Consider the following 19,716-nt stretch of genomic DNA (forward strand, 5'->3'; position numbering starts at 1 on the left):
GTCAGCCGCCGACTGCAGCCTTGGCCTCGACAAGGGCCGCCTCGAAGCTGGTGAAGGCCGTGGTCGCCTCGTCCCAGGCCTGGGCGCGAACGTGCCGTGCCAGGGAAGCGGCGAGTTCCCGGGCCCGGGTCAGAGCTGATTCCACGGCGGCCGGGCGGCTCGGATCGGCCGGGATGCCAACCGGCGGCGTGTCCGCCGGGCGCATTCCCACCAGGGTCGCCGCCATGGCCCGGCGCCAGGCGGCGCAATCGGCCGGAATGCGGGCGAGCCGCATCGTCGCGTCGTCCCCGGCCTGCCGGTCGAGCAGGGTGCGGCCGAGATCCTCGATCCGGTCGAGCTGGCCCAGGGCGTCGCCGATCTCCCGGCGGCCCTTGTCGGTGCCCTCGGCAATACGACCGACGCTCCGGGCGATCTCCCCGGTGGCCTGGATCTGCTGGCTCATGATCTCGGAGGCTTCGCGCATCTGCGCCGCCACCGTGGCGACGGCGCCGCTCTCCGCCTCGACCCGGACATTGGCCCGAACCATGGCGGCGGCGCCGGTTTCGACGGCGCTGCGGCTGCGCGTGACGGCGGCCTGCATCGCGGCCATCTCTTCGCGTAATCCGCCGAGCCGGGCGCGGATCTCGTCGGTTGCCTTCGCAGTCTGTGCGGAGAGCATCTTCACTTCCGCCGCAACGACGGCGAAGCCGCGTCCGGCCTCGCCGGCCCGCGCGGCCTCGATCGTGGCGTTGAGCGCCAGCAGGTTGGTCTGGGCCGAGATCGCCGCGATGGTCCCGGCCATCTCCTCGATCCGCAGGGCGGCCGCGGAGAAGCTGTCCAGCCGGCTGCCGATCTCCTCGGTGCCCTGCTCGATCCCGCGCATGCCGTCGCTGGCGCGCTGGAGGTCGTCGACGCAGGTGGCGATGCCGGACCGGGCGGTCTCGGCGGTCTCGGCGGCCGAGGAGGAGCGGGCCGCGATCTCGCTGGTGCTGGCGGCGAGTTCCTCGCTGGCGGCGGCGATCAGCCGGGCCTGCTCGGCGGTGCCGGAGGCGTCGTGCGTCATCCAGCCGATCGAGGTGCCGGCATCCGAGGCCGCGGCCGACAGGCGCGCCAGGAGCGCCATCAATTCCTGATCGGGGGCGGCAACAGCCTGCGGGACGGCATCCTGAACGGGCGTCGCGACGGGCGCGGACGCCTGGGCCTCGGCCGTCACCGCGGTCCCGGCCAGATCCTGGACCGGGCGCTTGCGGCGCAAACTCAACATGCGAAGGCTCCTGCGAAGATCGATTCGGAGCCCATAATTGCACGCAACCTTCAACCGAAGATGAAGGATAAATGTCCCTTACTGGATTTGGACAACGGTATCCGTTCCCGGTCGGCGCCCCCGGACTGGTCCGTCCGGGGGCGCCAGCTCAGCTCATTCGCCGGTCAGTGCGGCCTTGGTGCGGGACCACCAGCCGGCGCGCTTGGGCCGATCCGGATCGCTGGGCTGGGTCAGCACCACCGCCACCGGCTCACGCGGCGGCGCAGGCTCTGCCGGCGCCACCTCGGGCTGGGGCTCCGCGGCCGGGATCTCCGCGCGCGTCGCAGGCTCCGGCGCCGCGGCGACCGGCAGGTCGACGGCGATTTCGTCGTGGACGGGGGCCGGCGCAGCCTCGACCGCCTCGGCCACCGCCTCAGCGCTCACCGGCTCCTCGGCCGACAGGGCGACCGCATCGGACTCCATCTCGGCGGAGCCCTCCGCATCGCTGCCCTCACGGGTGCGGCCCTCGGCGCGGCCGCGGCCACCCCGGCGGCCGCGGCGGCGGCGGCGCGTGCCATCCTCCTCGGTCCGGGCACCCTCCTCCGAGCCGGCGACGGTCTCGTCGGATTCGCCACTCTCGGGCGCCATGGCCGCGATCGCGGCCTCGGCGAAGTCGGGCGCCTCCTCGGGGCCGCGCTCCTCATCCTGGTCGTCCTCGTCCTGACGCTCGCCCTCGGCTTGGCCCTCCTCGGACCGGCCGTCCTGGCGGCCACCGCGCCGGCGGCGCCGACGCCGGCGGCGGCGGCCGTCGCCCTCGTCACGCGTCCCGTCTTCGCGGGCGCCCTCGTCACGCGACTCGTCGGCGCGTTCCTCGGTCCGGCCCTCCTCGGACTCGCCCTCGGCATCCGCCTCGGGCTCGTCGGTCTCCTCGACGTCGTCCTCGTCCTCGAACTCCATGGCGGGCGAGATCGCCTGCGCACGCACACCCGTCACCGGGCCTTCCGCCCGCTGGGCCGGCTCGCCGCGGTCGAGCTGGAACGCCGTGGTCACAGCCAGCCGCTCGTCGGCCGCGATCGTGATCGTGACGCCGAAGCGGATTTCCAGCTCGCGCAGGTGGCCGCGCTTCTGATTGAGGATGTACAGCGCCACCTCGGTCCGGGTGCGCAAGATCAGGTTGTGGGAGGCCGACTTGAGCAGCGCCTCCTCGATGGAGCGCAGGATGTGCAGCGCCACCGAGGCGGTGGCCCGCACGTAGCCCGAGCCGCCGCAATGCACGCACGGGATCGAGGACGATTCGAGCACGCCGGTGCGGATGCGCTGGCGGCTCATCTCCATCAGGCCGAAGGGCGAGATCCGGCCGACCTGGATGCGGGCGCGGTCGTTCTTCAGGCAGTCGTTGAGCTTCTTCTCGACCGCGCGGTTGTTGCGCTTCTCCTCCATGTCGATGAAGTCGATGACGATCAGGCCTGCGAGGTCGCGCAGGCGCAGCTGGCGAGCGACCTCCTCGGCCGCCTCCAGGTTCGTCCGCAGCGCGGTGTCTTCGATGTCGTGCTCGCGGGTCGAGCGGCCCGAGTTCACGTCGATCGAGACCAGCGCCTCGGTCGGGTTGATAACGAGGTAGCCGCCGGATTTCAGCGAGACGTGGGTCGAGAACATCGCGTCGAGCTGCTGCTCGACCCCGAAGCGGGCGAAGATCGGCGTCGAATCGCGATAGGGCTTCACGACCTTGGACTGGCCGGGCATCAGCATCCGCATGAAGTCCTTGGCCTCGGCATAGGCCTCCTCGCCGGAGACCAGAACCTCGTCCAGGTCCTTGTTGTACAGGTCGCGGATCGCCCGCTTGATCAGCGAGCCCTCCTCGTAGACCAGGGCCGGCGCCATCGAGGTCAGGGTCAGCTCGCGGACCGACTCCCACAGGCGCATCAGATACTCGAAATCGCGGGCGATCTCGGGCTTGGAGCGCGAGGCGCCGGCGGTGCGCAGGATCACGCCCATGCCGTCCGGCACCTCCAGGTCGGCCACGACCTCCTTGAGGCGCTTGCGATCGGCCGCCGAGGTGATCTTCCGGGAGATGCCGCCGCCGCGACCGGTGTTGGGCATCAGCACCGAGTAGCGGCCGGCGAGCGACAGGTAGGTGGTGAGCGCCGCACCCTTGGTGCCGCGCTCCTCCTTGACCACCTGCACCAGGATGATCTGGCGGCGCTTGATCACCTCCTGGATCTTGTAGTGGCGGCGATAGTGGCGGGGCCGCTCTGGGATCTCCGCCAGCGCATCGCCGTTGCCGCCGACCTGGGCGATCCGGGGCTCGGCATCGGGATCGTCGGAATCCTCGTCCGACTCCTCGTCGGACTCGTCCTCGTCCTTATCGTCCGAGTCATCCTCGTCCGAATCGTCTTCGTCGTCCTCGGACTCCTCGTCCTCCAGGTCGGCCTCGTCGTCGGCCTCGCCCGTCACGGATGCGCTCCGCACGGAGGATGCCTCGGTGGCATCCTCGGCGATCGTCTCGGCCAGCGCGTCCGCGACGGTCAGGGCCTCGGCCACGGCGACCACGGCCTCGGGCTCGACCGTCTCGTCCCGGTCGGCTGCCGGCTGCTCGGACTGGGCCTCGGTCTCAGCGGTGGACTCGGTCGCCGGCACGGCCTCGGCGGCCTGCGCGGGAATGTCCCCGGCGGCGGTTTCGGCGGCGATGGCCTCCTGCACCGCTTCCGGGTTCTCGGCGAGGGTGTCGGGGAGCCCGGCCTGGGCAGCCTGGGGCTCATGCTCCGACGCGCGATCCTCGGCCTGCGCGGCCTCGATCTCCGAAGCCTCGGCGGCCTGCGGCAACTCCGAGCCCGATGCGAACTGCGAATCCTGCTGGACCTCCAGATCCTGCGGGGTCTCGGATGCGTCCTCGGCGCTCACCGTCTCGTCGGTGCGGGAGCGGGCCTCGGCGCGACGGCCGCGGGACCGGCGGGGCGAGCGGCGACGGCGCTCCTCGCGCTCGCGATGCTCCTCGGCGTCGCGGGCCTCGTCCTCGAGCAGCGCCTGCCGGTCGGCCAGCGGGATCTGGTAATAATCGGGATGGATCTCGTTGAAGGCGAGGAAGCCGTGGCGGTTGCCGCCGTACTCGACGAAGGCCGCCTGGAGCGACGGCTCCACCCGGGTGACCTTGGCGAGGTAGATGTTGCCGCGCAGCTGGCGCCGGTTGGCGGCTTCGAAGTCGAACTCTTCGACCCTAGACCCGTGGACCGTGACGACCCGGGTCTCCTCCGGGTGTATCGCGTCGATCAGCATTTTGTTGGCCATGTCGGACTCTCGGCATGGCGGCCGACGTCGTTCTCCGTGCCCGTGGTCCCGGCGGCGCCTCGCCCGACCTGCTTGTGGCCTGGCATGGAGCCGGCCTCGTCACCGAGGCGGCTGGGTTCGAGGGGAAATTGCCGTCAACCGCCGTTCGGCGCCCTGGGCGCCTGGGGTTGAACTTGGCCGGTAGGCGGAACGGGCCGGTGCGACGCAGGTCCTGCGCCTCCGGGGCACGCGCAGCGCCATGCTGGGCCGTGCGTCCGTCCATCCTGGTTCCGACCTCGCGAAACAATCTCGGCCGGGTGAGACCGGCCGTGAATTCCTGGATGCGGCGAAGGAGCTCCACCGCGTCGTGCGACACCTGTCCGATCGGGAAAACACCCGTCGCCGCAAGGTGAGCCGAAAAAGCCCGCCGCGACGCCGCGTCCGTTTTCTCAGAGGAATTCGGCCGCGTCCGCAAACCGTTACGACGGCCGGCGGGACCGGAGAAGGGTCAGTATCATTACAGACGGCCGCGGGGATTTGGCAAGGGTCAAGCGCGGGACGATGTCACGGTATCGTCATGGCGCGGGGCGCGGTGCTGCAGTCCTGGCGGGGTCGATCTTTCGTTGGGTCCGGCAGCGGACGCTCGAAGCGCCGTGACACTGCCGCTCAGCGAAGATGGTCACGCCGTAGCTTGTGCGGGCCGCGACGGGCTCCCTCTCCCGTGCCGGCTACAACATTCACACATTGGCTGATGGAAGGCGGAACGCGCTCTCCTCCCCCTTGTGGGGAGGAGGTGGGGGTGGCGCAGAAGGCACCGCAGAGCCTCATCCGGCACCACCCCCACCCCTGACCCCTCCCCACAAGGGGGAGGGGAAAACCTTGGTGCTTCAATTATTTGCTGCGGAACGCGATGTGTAAATCCAATAGCCGACAGCAGGGGAGGGCAAGCGCCCGTATCCGGCCGCAGCCCTATTCCGCCGCCTCAAGCCGCGGCGCGACGCCGTCGAGCGCGGCCGGCTTCGGGCCGCCGGTGGCCCAGTCCAGCAGCTCCACCGTATGGACGATCGGGATGCCGGTGCCTTTCCCGATCTGCGTGGCGCAGCCGATATTGCCGGTGGCGATCACGTCGGGGCGGATGCGCTCGATATTGGCCACCTTGCGGGCGCGCAGCTTCGCGGCGAGCTCGGGCTGCAGGATGTTGTAGGTCCCGGCCGACCCGCAGCAGATATGGCCCTCCGGCACGTCCTTCACGGTGAAGCCCGCGCGCTTGAGCAGGGTCTTCGGCTCGGTTCGGATGCCCTGGCCGTGCTGCATCGAGCAGGCCGAGTGATAGGCCACCACGAGGTCGCTCTCCACGGTCGCCGCCAGGTCGAGCTGCGCGACGTACTCGGTCACGTCCTTGGCGAGGCTCGAGACCCGCTGCGCCTTCTCGGCATAGGCCGGGTCGTCGCGGAACATGAAGCCGTAATCCTTGATGGTCGTGCCGCAGCCTGAGGCTGTGACCAGGATCGCGTCGAGACCCTTGGCGATCTCAGCATCCCAGACATCGATCGTCCGCTTGGCGTGAGCGTGGGACGAGGCTTCCTTGCCCATATGGTGGGTCAGCGCTCCGCAGCAGCCCTCCTCGGCATGGACCACTTCGATGCCGTGCCGGTTGAGCAGCCGGATCGCCGCCGCGTTGAAGTCCGGCCGCAGCACGCTCTGGGCGCAGCCGCGCAGCAGGGCGACGCGCTTGGCCGCCTGGCCGCCTTCCGGCGCGAAGCGTCCGACCCGGTTGGTGGGTTCACGTCCGGGCAGCTGCGCCGGGGCGAGGTCGAGCATCGCAGCCAGCCGGTTTCCCACCCGGGGCAGCCGCGCCACGAGCCCGCGGAACGGTGCGCCGAGCTTGGCGGCGATCAGGGCCAGCCGGAACCGGTTCGGGTAGGGCAGGACCTGCGCCAGCAGGGCGCGCAGGAACCGGTCGCCCGCCGGACGCGCGAAGGTCGTCTCGATATGCGCCCGAGCGTGGTCGACGAGGTGCATGTAATGCACCCCCGACGGGCAGGTGGTCATGCAGGACAGGCAGGACAGGCAGCGGTCGACATGCTTGACCACCTCCTGCGAGGCGGGCTTGCCGCCCTCCAGCATGTCCTTGATCAGGTAGATCCGCCCGCGCGGGGAATCGAGCTCGTCGCCGAGCAGGAGGTAGGTTGGGCAGGTCGCGGTGCAGAAACCGCAATGCACGCAGGTCCGCAGGATTTTTTCCGAGGCCGCCATGGCGGGATCGGCGAGCTGGGCGAGGTTGAAATTGGTCTGCACGATGCCTTCCTGCCTGCGCTCCCCGGTCTGGAGGGGAGGGGACCCATCTCAAACGCCCGCGTACATCCGGCCCGGGTTCAGCACCCCGGCGGGATCGTGCGCCGTCTTGATCCCGGCGGTGATCCGCATCAGCGGTTCCGCCAGGGGCTGGAACACCGGCACGGAAGCCCGCACGGAATCGGGGGCGCGCACCAGCGTCGCGTGGCCGCCCTGGTCCCGCAACGCGGTGCGCACGATGGCGGCCCCGGCATCCCCGGCCGACCCGGTGGCGAGCCAGATCAGGCCGCCGCCCCAATCGTAGAACCAGCGGGCCTCGCGCTGGGCCGCGATCGCCGCCGCCACGGCCGGCCCATGCGTCGGGGCCGTCGAGATCCGCCATAGGGCCGTGTCGCGGGGCTCGGCCACGAGGGTGGCATCGCGCACCGCCCGCCACAGGGCGGTGCCGGCCTCGCCCTCCAGAAGCTCAGGCGCTCCGAAGCGCTTGAGCAGGCGGCGCAGCTCGCCGGTCCGGTAATCGATCGACTCCGAAAACCCTTCGAGGCGCATCAGCGTCCGGGCCTCGGGGGCGCCGATCCCGGCCGGCAGATGCGCCGCGCCGGTGAGCTCGAAGGGCGAGCCCAGCGCCGCCGCCAGGGCCGCGATGGCACGGGGCTCGTCGAGGCCGGAGAACACCAGGGTTGCGACCCGCTCGCAGGCCGGCAGCACCTTGAAGGTGACCTCGGTGAGCAGCCCGAGGGTGCCATGCGCCCCGGCCATGAGCTTCACGAGGTCGAGGCCGGTGACGTTCTTCATCACCCGGCCGCCCGACTTGATCGCCTCGCCGCGCCCGTTGACGAAGCGCACGCCGATCAGGCTGTCGCGGGCCGCCCCGGCATTGATCCGGCGGGGGCCGGCATTGTTGGTCGCCGCCACTGCGCCGAGCGTCGGCGCGCCGGCGGTGCCGTAGAGGCCGCGCCAATCCATCGGCTCGAAGGGCAGCATCTGGCCCCGGGTGGCCAAGAGCGCCTCGACCTCGGCGACCGGCGTGCCGGCCCGGGCCGCCACCACCATCTCGGCGGGCTCGTAGAGCGTCACGCCGGTAAGCTTTTGGGCCGAGAGCGTCGCGGTGTCCTGCGCCGGGCGGCCAAGGCCCGCGGCGGTGCCGCCGCCGGCCAGCCGCAGGCGCTCGCCACGTCCGGCTGCCGCGCGCACGATGTCTTCCGCTTCCGCCTCGGTGCCGGGCTCGTAGCCGCCCATCGTCTCCGCCCCGGTTCTTTTTGGACTCGTTCCAGAGCCGGTTTCGCCGGAACCGTCGACGGATTCAAGCGGAGGTGGCGTCGCGGGGTTGGCGAAGCGTGAAAGATGAAAATGCGGTGGGCTATTCCGCCGCGATCGTCTGCTTCGGGCGCAGGCGCCCGGCGACCTGCCGGCGCAGGCCGGCGATGTCGAAGATCCAGACCAGGGCCCCGTAGAGCGCCGCCCCGGCCGGGACCAGCACAGCCAGGGCGGCGGCGGGCGGCAGGTGCCGGAACGGCGCGAGCGCCAGCCCCATCGCCCCGCAGGCGAGGGTCGCGGCGCCGATCTGGCCCCAGGGCAGCACGATCCGCTCCGAACCGGTGAGCGCCCGCCAGCCGAGCCAGAGCGCGGCGGCGGCGAGCCCCAGGGTCTGGGCCAGGGCGACGCCCATCCCGCCCATCAGCTCGGGCAGCAGCAGCAGGCCGGCCCCGTTGACCGCGAGCCCGACCAGGGCGGCGGCGATCACCGGAAAGGTCCGGCGGCGGATCTGGAAGACCGGGTTGAGGGCGTAGAACATCATCGCCAGGCAGAACAGGCCGGGCATCAGCGCAACGCTGTAGCGCTCGAACGGGCCGCGATAGGCCTCGGGCACCACCAGCCCCTGGAGCGCCGGCAGCACCGCCCAGAACCCGACCGCGCAGGGCGCCAGCAGGGCGAACACGGTGCCGGCATTCTCGGCGACCTGCGCCTCGGCGGCCGCCCGGCCGTGCTGCTCCTCGGCCTGGACGGCGAACTGGAACAGCAGCAGGTCCAGCGCTGTGCCCAGCGTCATCAGCGAGCGCGAGGTGACGTCAGCGGCGAGCGCGAAATAGCCGGCCTCCGCGAAGCCGGCATGGCCGGCGATCGCGCCCCGGTTCACGAAGGCGAGGCACTGGTAGGCGGTGTTGGCGGCGATCAGCGGCAGGCCGTAACGGGCGAAGACGCCCCAGGTCGCGGTGAGCCGCGGCCGCTCGAACGGGTGCTCGGGATCGCGCAGAGGATGGCGCAGCAGGACGACCGCGGCGAGCTGGCTGAGCCCCGCCGCCGCCAGCACCCAGGCCGGTTGCGGCAGCCACCAGGCGGCCGCGGCCATCAGCACGAAGGCCAGGACGTTCTTCACCGCCACGAGGCCGAGATAGAGCTTGCCGTCGAACCGGGCCCGGGCCAGGGCCGCGTGGTAGTCGAACACCCCGATGCCGAGCGCGGCGAGCCCCGTGCCGCACAGGACCGCCTCGCGCCCGGCCGCCCCGCCGCCGAAGCCGAACGCCCCGCACAGGGCGGCCGCGCACAGCAGAAGCAGGCCGATGCGCAGATAGGCCCGATCGAGCCCGTGGCGGATCCAGGGCTCGTCCACCCGCACGCGCCCCGAATAGAACCGCGTCGCCGAGAGCCGCAGCCATTCGAACAGCACCGTGTTCAGCACGATCGCCCCGGTGGTCGCCAGGGCGAAGCGGCCGAAATCGGCCGGCCCGAGCAGCTGGGCGATCAGGAGTCCGAGGACGAAGTTCAGCCCCGCATTGATCACGAAGGCGGCGATCACGGCCATGGACGGCGCCTCATGCGCGGCGAGGTTTTTCGGGCTGCCCAGGGATGTAGGGTGGGACCCGTAAGACTCTCCTAACAGGGCGGGAACAGGGCGAGGCCCGGACCCCATGCTCGGGTGGCCCGGGGCATATCCGTCACGCGGCGCGGACCGTGTCGAGGAAGCGGGCCACCTCGGCGGAGAGGTGCTCGGACTGGCGCGACAGCTCGGTGGCGGCGCCGAGCACCTGGCTCGCCGCCTTGCCGGTCTCGTCCGCAGCCGCGGCGACGCCGGTGATGTTGCTGGTCACCTCGCCTGCACCCTGAGCCGCCTGTCCGACATTGCGCACGATCTCCTGGGTCGCCGTGCCCTGCTCCTCCACGGCCGCGGCGATCGAGGTTGCTACGCCGTTGATCTCCTGGATGCGGACGGTGATCGAGCCGATCGCCGTCACCGCCTCGCCGGTCGAGGCCTGGACCCGGGCGATCTGGCCAGAAATCTCGCCCGTCGCCCTGGCGGTCTGCTCGGCCAAGGCCTTCACCTCGGAAGCGACCACGGCGAAGCCGCGCCCGGCCTGGCCGGCCCGGGCCGCCTCGATCGTGGCGTTGAGCGCCAGCAGGTTGGTCTGGCTGGCGATCGACGAGATCAGCCCGACGACGTCGCCGATCCGGGCCACGGCGTTGCTCAGTTCCTGCACCAGGGCCCCGGTCTGCCCGGCCTCGGCGACGGCGCCCTGCGCGAGCCTCGTCGAGCCGTCGACCTGGCGGCCGATCTCCTGCACCGACACACCCAATTGCTCGGCGGCCGCGGCCACGGTGTTGACGTTGGTCGTGGCCTGCTCGGCGGCGGCCGCGACCGTCGTGGACTGGCTGGCCGTCTGGGTCGCGGTGGTCGTCAGGGACTGGGCCGTGGTCTGCAACTCGATCGCCGAGGACGAGACCAGGCCGATGATGCCGCCGACCGCCCGCTCGAACGCCTCGGCCATCTGGCGCAGACCGGCCTTGCGTTGCGCCTCGGCCTCGGCCCGGACCCGAGCGGTCTCGGCTTCAAGAGCCCGGCTGCGGATCAAGTTGTCCTTGAACACCAGGACTGCCGCCGCCATCGCGCCGATCTCGTTCCGGTATCCGCTGGCCGGGATCTCGACGGACACGTCGCCGTCCGCCAGAGCCCGCATCGTCGCCGTCATGGCGCGGATCGGGCCCAGCACGCCACCGAACAGGGCCAGGAGGCCCAGCGCGACGAACAGGATCGTCGCCAGCAAGGCCCCCGCATTGCGGATCAGGACGTTGCGCGCCTCGTCGGCCAGAACCTCGGCGCGCGCGACCATCTCGTCGAGCGCGGCGTCGACGAGGCCGACGATCGACAATTGATTGACGATGTTGCGCTGCCTTAGGTCCTCGAACGTGTAGCTCAGCGGCTTCTTCTGGCTGAGGGCGTCGAAGACTGTCTGCGCGATGGCCTTGGATTCACCCTCGAAATTGTCGGCGCTGGCTTTCTGGAAGGCGGCCCGCGCCCGGCCAGAGACATCGGACGCGGCCGCGACCGTGCGCGTCCAGGCGTTTTGAAGCGTGGCGCGCTCTTCCGCCGCCGAGATGGTTTCGGACAGGGACCACGACGTCCCGGCAACCACGGACGCCTGCACCCGAAGCGCCGCGTTGCCGCTCGCGACACGGGCCGTCCAGGCGGCCTGCTTGAGCACGAGGTAGCGCTGCAGGAGCACGTCGGATTGGGGAATCGCTCCATCGACCGCGTTCGCCGTCGTCGTCAAAGCGTCGGCCAGGGTCTGGAAGGCGGTCATGACGGCGGGTTGAAGCGTGGGGTCGCGTTGCGCCTTCGGCAGTCTCAGGGCCGTGTCGATGCCGGGACGAAGGGCGTCGAGGGCCTCCTGGGCCGCATTCAGCCGACCGAGCGTGGCCGTGACGGCGGGTACGTCCACGTCCTTTAGGAGCGCTTGGCTTCGCTGAAAGTTCTCGACCAGCTGCTTCCGGTTATTCGCGATCGTTGCCAGCGTGTCGAACGCTGCAGGCGCCTCGCCGCCCAGGGCGAGGGTCGAGCCTCTTTCGAGACGCAGCGGCAGGATCGTCTTGAGGAGGCTCCGGCTCGCCTGCGCCAAGGTCGCGGCCTTCCGTGATTGCGCGACTTGCTCCTGTGCATCGAACAGCGTCCGCGCCGCGTAGCCCAGCGCCATCAGCGCCATGACGCCGATCACCAGGCACATCAGTGTTCGGATGGAGACGCGCCCCAGCCACTGCATCGATGGTTTCCTTCTGAAACTACGCTCGATTTATCTAGAGTCGTTCAAAATATAACCCTAAGAGCAGGAGTCAATTTTTTGGTTATTTACGCAAGAAGTGGACGAACTATGCTGATTATGGGTTCAATAAGAAATGATACAGCTCATTAATATAATGAAATGCGGAGGTAGGATTGATGATGGGCTGTACATTTATATAGTGGCGCAGCAAAAAACTTTAGGTGTTAGGGTGGGGCCGCAGATTTGCCGCCTCTGAGCGGTTCGCCCCGGGTCGGTGCGGGTGGCTCGACGCGATGTCCCGGTGGGATGCTGGCTGGCGGTGGCCCCGCCTCGAAGCCAGCGCGGTTGCCGCGGCCTGTCCCTGTCCGTCGGCGCTCCCGCGCACGGTTGCCGCTCGGCCGGCCCGCTGCGCGATCTCCCATCGGGCCGCGCCGTCGCGGAGACCGCGTCGATCATGCCGCCCGCGAACGAGACAGGTGATAGGCCGGCTGCGACGCCTACAGACCGCGCTCGTAGCGCCAGGCCTCCATCCCATCCTCGTAATACGCGAGCTGCACGGCGAAGCGGCTGTAGCCGCGGCGCTCGTACAGGCGGATGCCGGCGCCGTTATCGGCACGGACTTCGAGGCGCAGGCGGTCGCAGCCATGTGACCGGGCCTGGGCCTCTGCGGCGTCCAAGAGCTTTCCGCCAAGGCCGAGGCCGCCGCGGTTGGGCGCCACTGCGATCGAGGCGAGGCGGGCGATCCGGCTGCCGCGTCGGCGCTCCAGCACGGCCGCGCCGACCAGAACCGGATCCTGATCCCCGTCCGGCCCCGGGATCAACGCAGCCAGCACGTCCATGCTTGGGGACAGAATCGCGTGCCGAATCGCCCGGCGTTCGGCCCGGTCGGTGGCGAAGGCGGCGTGCTCCAGGGCGACCAGGGCGTCGAGATCGGCGAGGCTGGCCGCGCGGATCACCGGCTCCGGCAGTTCGTCTCCGCGCGAATCCCGCCTGGGAAGGCTCAACGGCGCATTCATAGAGCCGCTCACGCCCAGGCCGTCGCGCCGGCGGGCGTATCGCCGACGCAGCGATCGGTTCGGTGCAGGCGGGGGTACAAAGCTCCGGCGTTGATGCCGTGCGCGATGGCGACGCGATCGGGCGCGGCTCTCGATCTGTTCGGCCCGGCCATCGTACGCTCGTCTGAGGACATCGCTCCGGCGGTGAGATGCCCGCTTCCGCACCGCTTGGGAAGCCCGCGCGAGCCAGCCGCGCACCCGGAATGCGCCGTTTTTGCAACGGCGGCGGCACGGTGCGGATTTGACCGGGAAATACGGGTCGATTGTGCCGCAATCCCCTTGCTGTCGGGGGGCGTTCTCCGTATATGCGCCGTGCCCAATTTCGCACGTGCCTGTGGCCGCGTGCCGGTTGGTGGGCATCCGGTCAACTGCCGGACAGCCGCCAGGGGTCTTAAAGGATCGATGGTCGCAAGGGTGGATCCCTACGGCCGGCATCCAGGTGGCAACACCGGACCCCGACAACAACCGGCAGCCGGAGGCGAAACCGGCGAACCCCGCTCTCCACGGGGGACGCAGCTTAAAGCAACGACGAACGGGCTTTTTTGGTCTCGTCGGCCCTCCAAAGGCCGGCACCGAAGAGGCTTGTTTCTCTTTGCCCGGCGTGCGGTGGGGGTCCTCCCTTCCAATCCACGGCAGCTTCCGGGTGCTCTGCGCCCGCATGGATCGACGCGTCTCCAAAGCGCGTGGGTCCGCGCGACGCATCGCCCCCTGACGCCGGCGACCCGTTGGGTCGTCACATCGACAGCGCGCCCGCAGGACGGGCTCTCGCGAACCCGTGCCGGGAGACGACCATGACCGATCGCATCCGTGATTTCCTGCGCGTGCGCCGTGACCTCGGTCAGGACGAGGGGCCCGTGATGGTCCTCGACCTCGATGTCGTGCGCGACAACTACACCGCCTTCGCGCGCTCCCTGCCGGACACCCGCGTGTTCTACGCGGTGAAGGCCAACCCGGCCCCCGAGGTGCTGCGCCTGCTCGCCGAGATGGGTTCCTGCTTCGACACCGCCTCGGTGGCCGAGATGGAGATGGCGCTCGCCGCCGGCGCGACCCCGGACCGGATCTCCTTCGGCAACACCATCAAGAAGGAGCGCTGCATCGGCCGTGCGCTCAAGCTCGGCATCCGCCTGTTCGCGGTGGATTGCCAGGCCGAGGTCGACAAGATCGCCCGGGCCGCCGAGGCCATGGAGGTCGCGGCCTCCGACGTGCGCGTGTTCTGCCGCATCCTGTGCGACGGCGCCGGCGCCGACTGGCCGCTCTCGCGCAAGTTCGGCTGCGTGCCCGAGATGGCCACCGACGTGCTCGAGCACGCCCACCGGCAGGGGCTCGAGGCCTACGGCATCTCGTTCCATGTCGGCTCGCAGCAGGGCAACACCGAGGCCTGGGACGGGGCGCTGGGCTCCGCGGCGGCGATCTTCCGCGAGTGTGCCGAGCGCGGCATCTTCCTGTCGATGGTCAATCTCGGCGGCGGCTTCCCGACCAAGTACCTCAAGGCGGTGCCCGGCGTGGAGAGCTACGGCGAGGCGATCTTCCGCGGCCTGACCAAGCATTTCGGCAATCAGATCCCGGAGACGATCATCGAGCCGGGCCGCGGCATGGTCGGCAATGCCGGCCTGATCGAGGCCGAGGTCGTGCTGGTGTCGAAGAAGTCCGCCGACGCCGACGAGGTGCGCTGGGTCTATCTCGACATCGGCAAGTTCGGTGGCCTGGCCGAGACCATGGACGAGTCGATCCGCTACCCGATCCGCACCACCCGGGACGGGGACCGGACCGAGCCCTGCGTCATCGCCGGGCCGACCTGCGACTCGGTGGACGTGCTCTACGAGCGGCAGCTCTACCCGCTGCCGGTCTCGCTCTCGATCGGCGACAAGGTCCTGATCGAGGGCACGGGCGCCTACACCACGACCTACGCGGCGGTGGCCTTCAACGGCTTCCCGCCTCTTCAGCAGATCGTCATCTAAGCCTGCGTAGGACAGGTCCGGCGGCACCGCGCCGCCGGACGTCGATCTTCAGCATCCGCCTTGGCGCTGGGCATTCGCCCCGCCGTCACAAGACCGCTTCTCCCGCTTGCCGGCCCGGGGAGGGCACCGTCATGATCGAGATCCGCGCGGAACGCATCCAGGACGTCCCGGCACGCGAGCGCCTGCTCGACGCGTGCTTTGCCGGCAACCGACGGGCCAAGACCTCGGAGCGCCTGCGCGAGGGGCGCCTGCCCGCCCGCGGCCTCGCTTTCGCGGCGACCCGGCGCGGCCGCCTCGTCGGCACCCTGCGGCTGTGGCATGTCGAGGCCGGCCTCGCCCGCCCGTCGCTGCTCCTCGGGCCGCTCGCCGTCGACCCGGAGATCCAGGGCCAGGGGCTCGGCTCGGTGATGATGCAGGCCGCCCTCGGCCGGGCGGAGTCGCTCGGCCACGGCGCCGTGCTGCTGGTGGGCGACGCACCGTACTACGTCCGCTTCGGCTTCGACCCCGCGCTTGCGGAGGGCCTCACCTTGCCGGGCCCGTTCGAGCGCGCGCGTTTCCTCGGCCTGGAGCTGCGCTCGGGCGCGCTCGCCGGGGCCGAGGGTATGGTCCGGCCGACGGGCGTCTTCGCCTCGGTCGAGACGGTGTCGGACGAGGCTGCGGTCGCGCGACGACGCGCCGCCTGAACACTTGCGCTGCGATCGGTCCCGGTGAGCGCCGGGGCCGACATCAGTGAAGCGTATCGCCGCTTTCGAGCTGCGATGGGGCCGGCGGCGCGGTCATCTTCTGGGCGATCTCTTGACCGACCCGGAACAAGGCCTCTCGCAGGGGCTCGAGCGCCGACTTGCCACCATCCACCTCGATCAGGCCGTGGGCGATCAGGAGATGATCGGCGACAAGGTCGAGGGTCGAGGCCGGCGCCGTCGAGGGGCGTGGCGGCGGCGGGACGAAGCGGCCGAGGCCGCCCTGCGCCTGGGTCTCGCTGCCGCCGGGGGCAAGCTCGGTGATCGAGCCAAGAAAGCCCAGGAAGGTCTGGTTCGGGGGGCCGTAGGACGGCACCGCCCCGGCGGCCGCCCAGATCGACCCGCCCCCCTCGCGGGCCAGGCGGAACCGGACGACGAACTCCGCCTGGGCCTGTGCCGCCTCCTTGATGACTGCCCGCAGCACCGCGCCGTCCTCGGTGTTGAGCCGCTCGAACCAGCCCTGCCCGACGGCCTCGTGCCGGTCCTGCCCGGTAAGGCCGTGCCATTCGGAGCTGACATAGGTCAGGGCCCCCGCGGCGTCGGTCATGAAGATCATCGGAGGGCCTCCGGTTGCGGATGGCGGCCCGATCGGCACAAGTCGCAAATCGGAAGCACGGGGTGCTCTGGCAATCGTACGTGGCGGCAGCCCGTTCCGAATCGTGCGGATCGGGTGTGAGAATGCCGCGGATGATCCGTCGGCGTCGCATCCGGGGCATGCCCGGGATGCGCACGGCGGAGGCGGCGTCCACCGCCCTGGCCGCCATCGTGCATTGCGCCGGGCGGCCGCGATCCCGCATAGACGGGCCGCCGGTTTCCCCAGAAGGCTTCCCGACCGATGCAAATCGCCACGCCCTATCTGATGTTCCTGGGCGACGTGCCCGACACGCTGGCGGCCAAGACCGCCTACGGCATCAAGGACTGGCGCCCGGACTGGTGCGTCGGCCAGATGCGGCTCCCCGGCTGCGCCGCCGATCTCGGCATCCCCGACATGACCCTGCCCGAGGCCCTGGCCAAGGGCTGCCGGACCCTGGTGATCGGCGTCGTCAATGCCGGCGGCGTGCTGCCGGACCATTGGGTGAAGGAGATCGTGGCGGCGATCGAGGCCGGGCTCGACGTAGCGAGCGGCCTGCACGTGAAGCTCGGCGCGGTCCCGGCCATCGCGGAGGCCGCCGCCCGGCGCGGCCGGCAGCTCCACGACGTGCGCCATACCGACGAGCGCTTCCCCACCGGCAAGGGCACCAAGCGCGCGGGCCGGCGCCTGCTCACCGTCGGCACCGATTGCTCGGTCGGCAAGAAGTACACCGTGCTGGCCCTGGAGCGGGGCATGCGCGAGCGCGGCCTCGACGCCGATTTCTGTGCCACCGGCCAGACCGGGGTGTTCATCTCGGGCAAGGGCGTCGCAATCGACGCCGTGGTGGCCGACTTTATCTCCGGCGCGGTCGAGACGATCTCCCCCGAGGCCGCCCCGAATCACTGGGACCTGATCGAGGGCCAGGGCTCGCTGTTCCACCCGTCCTTCGCGGGCGTCAGCCTCGGGCTGCTGCACGGCGCCCAAGCCGATGCCTTCGTGGTCTGCCACGAGCCCTCGCGCACCACCATGCGCGGCGTGAAGCACCCGCTGCCGACCCTCCAGCAGGTGATCGACCTCACGGTGCAGCTCGGCAGCCTGACCAACCCGGCGATCAAGCCGGTGGGGATTTCCGTGAACACGCAGGCGCTCGGCGAGAGCGAGGCGCAGGCGCTCTTGGAAAAACTCGCCGCGGAGCACGGCCTGCCCGCCACCGACCCGGTGCGCTTCGGCGTCGCCGGGCTGGTCGATCGGATCATCGCCGACTTCCCGGAGGTCTGACATGGCCCGCCGCCTCACCCTGTCCGTCGAGCGCTTCCCGATCGCCGGGGCGTTCACGATCTCCCGCGGCAGCCGCACCGAGATCGCCGTGGTGGTGGCGACGATCACGGACGCGAACGGGGTCGGGCGCGGCGAATGCGTGCCATATCCACGCTACGGCGAGAGCGTCGAGAGCGTCGTCGCGCTCATCGAGGGGCAGGCGGAGGCGATCGGCGCCGGGATCGGGCGGGACGAGCTCACGGCACGGATGAAGGCGGGCGCTGCCCGCAACGCCCTCGACTGCGCCCTGTTCGACCTGGAGGCCAAGCTCCAGGGCCGCCGGGCCTGGGAGGTCGCCGGGCTGGCCGCCCCCACCCCGGCTGTCACCGCCTACACGCTGAGCCTCGGCACCCCGGAGAGCATGGGCGAGGCCGCCCGGGCGGCGTCCCACCGGCCGCTGCTCAAGGTCAAGCTCGGCGGCGCCGGCGATCCCGAGCGCATCGCCGCCGTGCGGGCGGGCGCGCCGCAAGCGCGGCTGATCGTCGACGCCAACGAGGCGTGGCGGCCGGAGACCGTGGAAGCCAACATCGCAGCCTGCCTGGAGGCCGGCGTCGCTCTCATCGAGCAGCCCCTGCCGGCCGATGCCGACGCCTTGCTCGCCGAGATCCCGCATCCCGTCCCGGTCTGCGCCGACGAGAGCTTGCACGACCGCGCCGGCCTCGACGCGCTGGCCGGCCGCTACGACGCGATCAACATCAAGCTCGACAAGACCGGCGGCCTCACCGAGGCGATTCTACTCGCCCGCGAGGCTCGGGCCCGCGGCCTCTCCGTGATGGTCGGCTGCATGCTCGGCACCTCGCTGGGCATGGCGCCCGCCACGCTGCTGGCGTCGCAGGCCGACTTCGTCGACCTCGACGGCCCGCTGCTCCTCGCCCGCGACCGCGACCCGCCGCTGCATTACGACGGCAGCATCGTGCATCCGCCGGAGGCGGATTTGTGGGGGTAGGGGGAGCGTGTCCAGACGTCGAAATCTGACGCTTGGTACCCGTCCGTGAGGTCTGCAACGGGTGGATTTTTACCCGTTCGCTGACGTGCGGCGGAGATAACGGAGCGGATATCGGGTCCCGCCCGCTCACGGCCCGCCTCGGTCATTGGATGCGGGGATCTACCGATCGATGGTCTAGTCGGTCACACGCACCCGCACCCGATGCCAGCAGGTGCAGAGGTAGCCCTTGTGGTTCCAGGTGTCGTCCGGCAGCGCCGGCTGCGTCTGGCCGGCCGCGTCCCAAGCGCGGACAGCCAGCTCGTGCTCGCCTGGAGGCAGATCGAGTTCCACGCTCCAGAACGTCCATGCGAATGGCGCATCCGGCTCGTGCTCCAGATGAGCCTGCATCCAGGACCGGCCTCCAGTCCCGGAGACATCGACACGTACGATGGCCCTGTCGCCGCTCACCGCGTAGCCGCGAAGCCTGTTCCTTCCGGCCTTGAGAGTGGCTCCGCGTTCCGGCTCGCAGATCGCGGCGTTCAGCGGCATCGTATCGATGGTGTGTCCCTTGGCCGGATCCGCCGTCTCCGCGGTCACGTCGGGCGGGTACAGCTTGTAATCGTCGGCCTGGATCGGGTTGTCGGATGGGTGATCCTGCACGGCGAGGCGCCGGAGCCATTTGGGGCTGCGCACGCCGGCAAAGCCCGGCACGACCGCGCGGACCGGGAAGCCATGCTCGGGCAGCAAGGCTTCACCGTTCATGGCGTAGGCGAGCAAGGTCTCGGGCGCCACTGCCTTGCCGAGTGGGATCGAGGCTCCGTACGGGCGGCCCTCGACCACGTCGTGGCTCTCGAAGGCCACATGGAGATCCGCGCCATCCGCGACACCTGCCTCGCGCAGGATGTCGCCAAGGCGGACCCCGGTCCATTCGGCCGTCCCGATGGCGCCGGCATCCCAAGGATCGCCGGATACCGGTGCAACCGGTCGCATGTCGGCACGACGATTGCCGGCACATTGCATCGTCGCCGTGACCGTGGCTTCCGCGAAGCGGGTGCGGAGGTCATGCAGCGAAAGTTCCAGCGTGAGACCGGCTCCGCCATCGACGGTGAGGCGCCAGGTTTCCGGGTCGAGGTCCGGTAGATCGCCATGCGATCGGACATAGAAGTCCGCCGCCGGGGTCCGGTAGGAGGCGCGCAGTCGGCCGAGAGGCGGTTCGGCATTGTAGGGTCGATCGCCATGGACGATCAGGCGAGCCTTTCGCTCGGATAGGCTCGACATCGGGGCTTCCGTTCGGGTGAGGACAGGGGAGAACGCGCCGGCGGCGGGAAGGCTCAAT

13 protein-coding genes are annotated in these 19,716 nt (G+C 70.5%); 4 read left to right on the top strand and 9 right to left on the bottom strand.

The window, feature by feature from the left end:
• Position 1: 1 nt before the first annotated feature.
• The 7 genes from MKK65_RS23545 to MKK65_RS23575 form a co-directional block, all read right to left on the bottom strand.
• Positions 2-1,243 carry a methyl-accepting chemotaxis protein gene (locus tag MKK65_RS23545; protein ID WP_243960424.1) on the bottom strand — a complete coding sequence of 414 codons (1,242 nt, stop codon included), beginning with the start codon at positions 1,241-1,243 and terminating at the stop codon, positions 2-4.
• A 153-nt stretch (positions 1,244-1,396) separates the two neighbouring features.
• Positions 1,397-4,507: a ribonuclease E/G gene (locus MKK65_RS23550; RefSeq protein WP_243960425.1), complete on the bottom strand. Its 3,111-nt coding sequence runs from the start codon at positions 4,505-4,507 to the stop codon at positions 1,397-1,399.
• A 948-nt stretch (positions 4,508-5,455) separates the two neighbouring features.
• Positions 5,456-6,784 (bottom strand): glycolate oxidase subunit GlcF, encoded by a 1,329-nt coding sequence (gene glcF, locus MKK65_RS23555; protein WP_243960426.1) that lies wholly within the window; start codon positions 6,782-6,784, stop codon positions 5,456-5,458.
• A gap of 48 nt (positions 6,785-6,832) precedes the next feature.
• Complete coding sequence (locus MKK65_RS23560; protein ID WP_243960427.1) at positions 6,833-8,020, bottom strand: FAD-binding protein; 1,188 nt, start codon at positions 8,018-8,020, stop codon at positions 6,833-6,835.
• A gap of 121 nt (positions 8,021-8,141) precedes the next feature.
• Entirely contained in the window at positions 8,142-9,584 is a 1,443-nt protein-coding gene (locus MKK65_RS23565; protein ID WP_243960428.1) for a lipopolysaccharide biosynthesis protein, read from the bottom strand.
• A gap of 133 nt (positions 9,585-9,717) precedes the next feature.
• Positions 9,718-11,814 (bottom strand): methyl-accepting chemotaxis protein, encoded by a 2,097-nt coding sequence (locus MKK65_RS23570; protein ID WP_243960429.1) that lies wholly within the window; start codon positions 11,812-11,814, stop codon positions 9,718-9,720.
• Between the two features lie 497 nt (positions 11,815-12,311).
• Complete coding sequence (locus MKK65_RS23575) at positions 12,312-12,830, bottom strand: GNAT family N-acetyltransferase (RefSeq protein ID WP_243960430.1); 519 nt, start codon at positions 12,828-12,830, stop codon at positions 12,312-12,314.
• A gap of 830 nt (positions 12,831-13,660) precedes the next feature.
• Here MKK65_RS23575 and MKK65_RS23580 point away from each other — a divergent pair.
• Together MKK65_RS23580 and MKK65_RS23585 are read left to right on the top strand one after the other, a co-directional pair.
• The gene (locus MKK65_RS23580; RefSeq protein ID WP_243960431.1) at positions 13,661-14,827 is read left to right on the top strand and encodes a type III PLP-dependent enzyme; all 1,167 of its coding nucleotides are present in this window, start codon (positions 13,661-13,663) and stop codon (positions 14,825-14,827) included.
• 131 nt (positions 14,828-14,958) lie between these two features.
• The gene (locus tag MKK65_RS23585; protein ID WP_243960432.1) at positions 14,959-15,510 is read left to right on the top strand and encodes a GNAT family N-acetyltransferase; all 552 of its coding nucleotides are present in this window, start codon (positions 14,959-14,961) and stop codon (positions 15,508-15,510) included.
• Positions 15,511-15,553: 43 nt separating this feature from the next.
• Here MKK65_RS23585 and MKK65_RS23590 read toward each other — a convergent pair whose 3' ends face one another.
• Positions 15,554-16,123 (bottom strand): PAS domain-containing protein, encoded by a 570-nt coding sequence (locus MKK65_RS23590; RefSeq protein ID WP_243960433.1) that lies wholly within the window; start codon positions 16,121-16,123, stop codon positions 15,554-15,556.
• 279 nt (positions 16,124-16,402) lie between these two features.
• Here MKK65_RS23590 and dgcN point away from each other — a divergent pair, with 279 nt between their 5' ends.
• Positions 16,403-17,416 (top strand): N-acetyltransferase DgcN, encoded by a 1,014-nt coding sequence (gene dgcN / locus MKK65_RS23595; protein ID WP_243960434.1) that lies wholly within the window; start codon positions 16,403-16,405, stop codon positions 17,414-17,416.
• 1 nt (position 17,417) lies between these two features.
• On the top strand, positions 17,418-18,401 hold the full coding sequence (gene dgcA / locus MKK65_RS23600; protein ID WP_243960435.1) for an N-acetyl-D-Glu racemase DgcA: 984 nt from the start codon (positions 17,418-17,420) through the stop codon (positions 18,399-18,401).
• 174 nt (positions 18,402-18,575) lie between these two features.
• Here the strand turns inward: dgcA and MKK65_RS23605 are convergent, their stop codons facing one another.
• Entirely contained in the window at positions 18,576-19,658 is a 1,083-nt protein-coding gene (locus MKK65_RS23605; RefSeq protein ID WP_243960436.1) for a molybdopterin-dependent oxidoreductase, read from the bottom strand.
• Positions 19,659-19,716 lie beyond the last annotated feature (58 nt).

The sequence above is a fragment of the Methylobacterium sp. J-001 genome (assembly GCF_022829565.1).
GTDB lineage: Bacteria > Pseudomonadota > Alphaproteobacteria > Rhizobiales > Beijerinckiaceae > Methylobacterium.

Bases quoted from the DNA above. Each gene is read 5' to 3' on its own strand.
- MKK65_RS23575 (WP_243960430.1), bottom strand. From the start codon at position 12,830: ATGAATGCGCCGTTGAGCCTTCCCAGGCGGGATTCGCGCGGAGACGAA.
- MKK65_RS23585 (WP_243960432.1), top strand. From the start codon at position 14,959: ATGATCGAGATCCGCGCGGAACGCATCCAGGACGTCCCGGCACGCGAG.
- MKK65_RS23590 (WP_243960433.1), bottom strand. From the start codon at position 16,123: ATGATCTTCATGACCGACGCCGCGGGGGCCCTGACCTATGTCAGCTCC.
- MKK65_RS23550 (WP_243960425.1), bottom strand. From the start codon at position 4,507: ATGGCCAACAAAATGCTGATCGACGCGATACACCCGGAGGAGACCCGG.
- MKK65_RS23545 (WP_243960424.1), bottom strand. From the start codon at position 1,243: ATGTTGAGTTTGCGCCGCAAGCGCCCGGTCCAGGATCTGGCCGGGACC.
- MKK65_RS23565 (WP_243960428.1), bottom strand. From the start codon at position 9,584: ATGGCCGTGATCGCCGCCTTCGTGATCAATGCGGGGCTGAACTTCGTC.
- MKK65_RS23580 (WP_243960431.1), top strand. From the start codon at position 13,661: ATGACCGATCGCATCCGTGATTTCCTGCGCGTGCGCCGTGACCTCGGT.
- MKK65_RS23570 (WP_243960429.1), bottom strand. From the start codon at position 11,814: ATGCAGTGGCTGGGGCGCGTCTCCATCCGAACACTGATGTGCCTGGTG.
- MKK65_RS23560 (WP_243960427.1), bottom strand. From the start codon at position 8,020: ATGGGCGGCTACGAGCCCGGCACCGAGGCGGAAGCGGAAGACATCGTG.
- dgcA (WP_243960435.1), top strand. From the start codon at position 17,418: ATGGCCCGCCGCCTCACCCTGTCCGTCGAGCGCTTCCCGATCGCCGGG.
- dgcN (WP_243960434.1), top strand. From the start codon at position 16,403: ATGCAAATCGCCACGCCCTATCTGATGTTCCTGGGCGACGTGCCCGAC.
- MKK65_RS23605 (WP_243960436.1), bottom strand. From the start codon at position 19,658: ATGTCGAGCCTATCCGAGCGAAAGGCTCGCCTGATCGTCCATGGCGAT.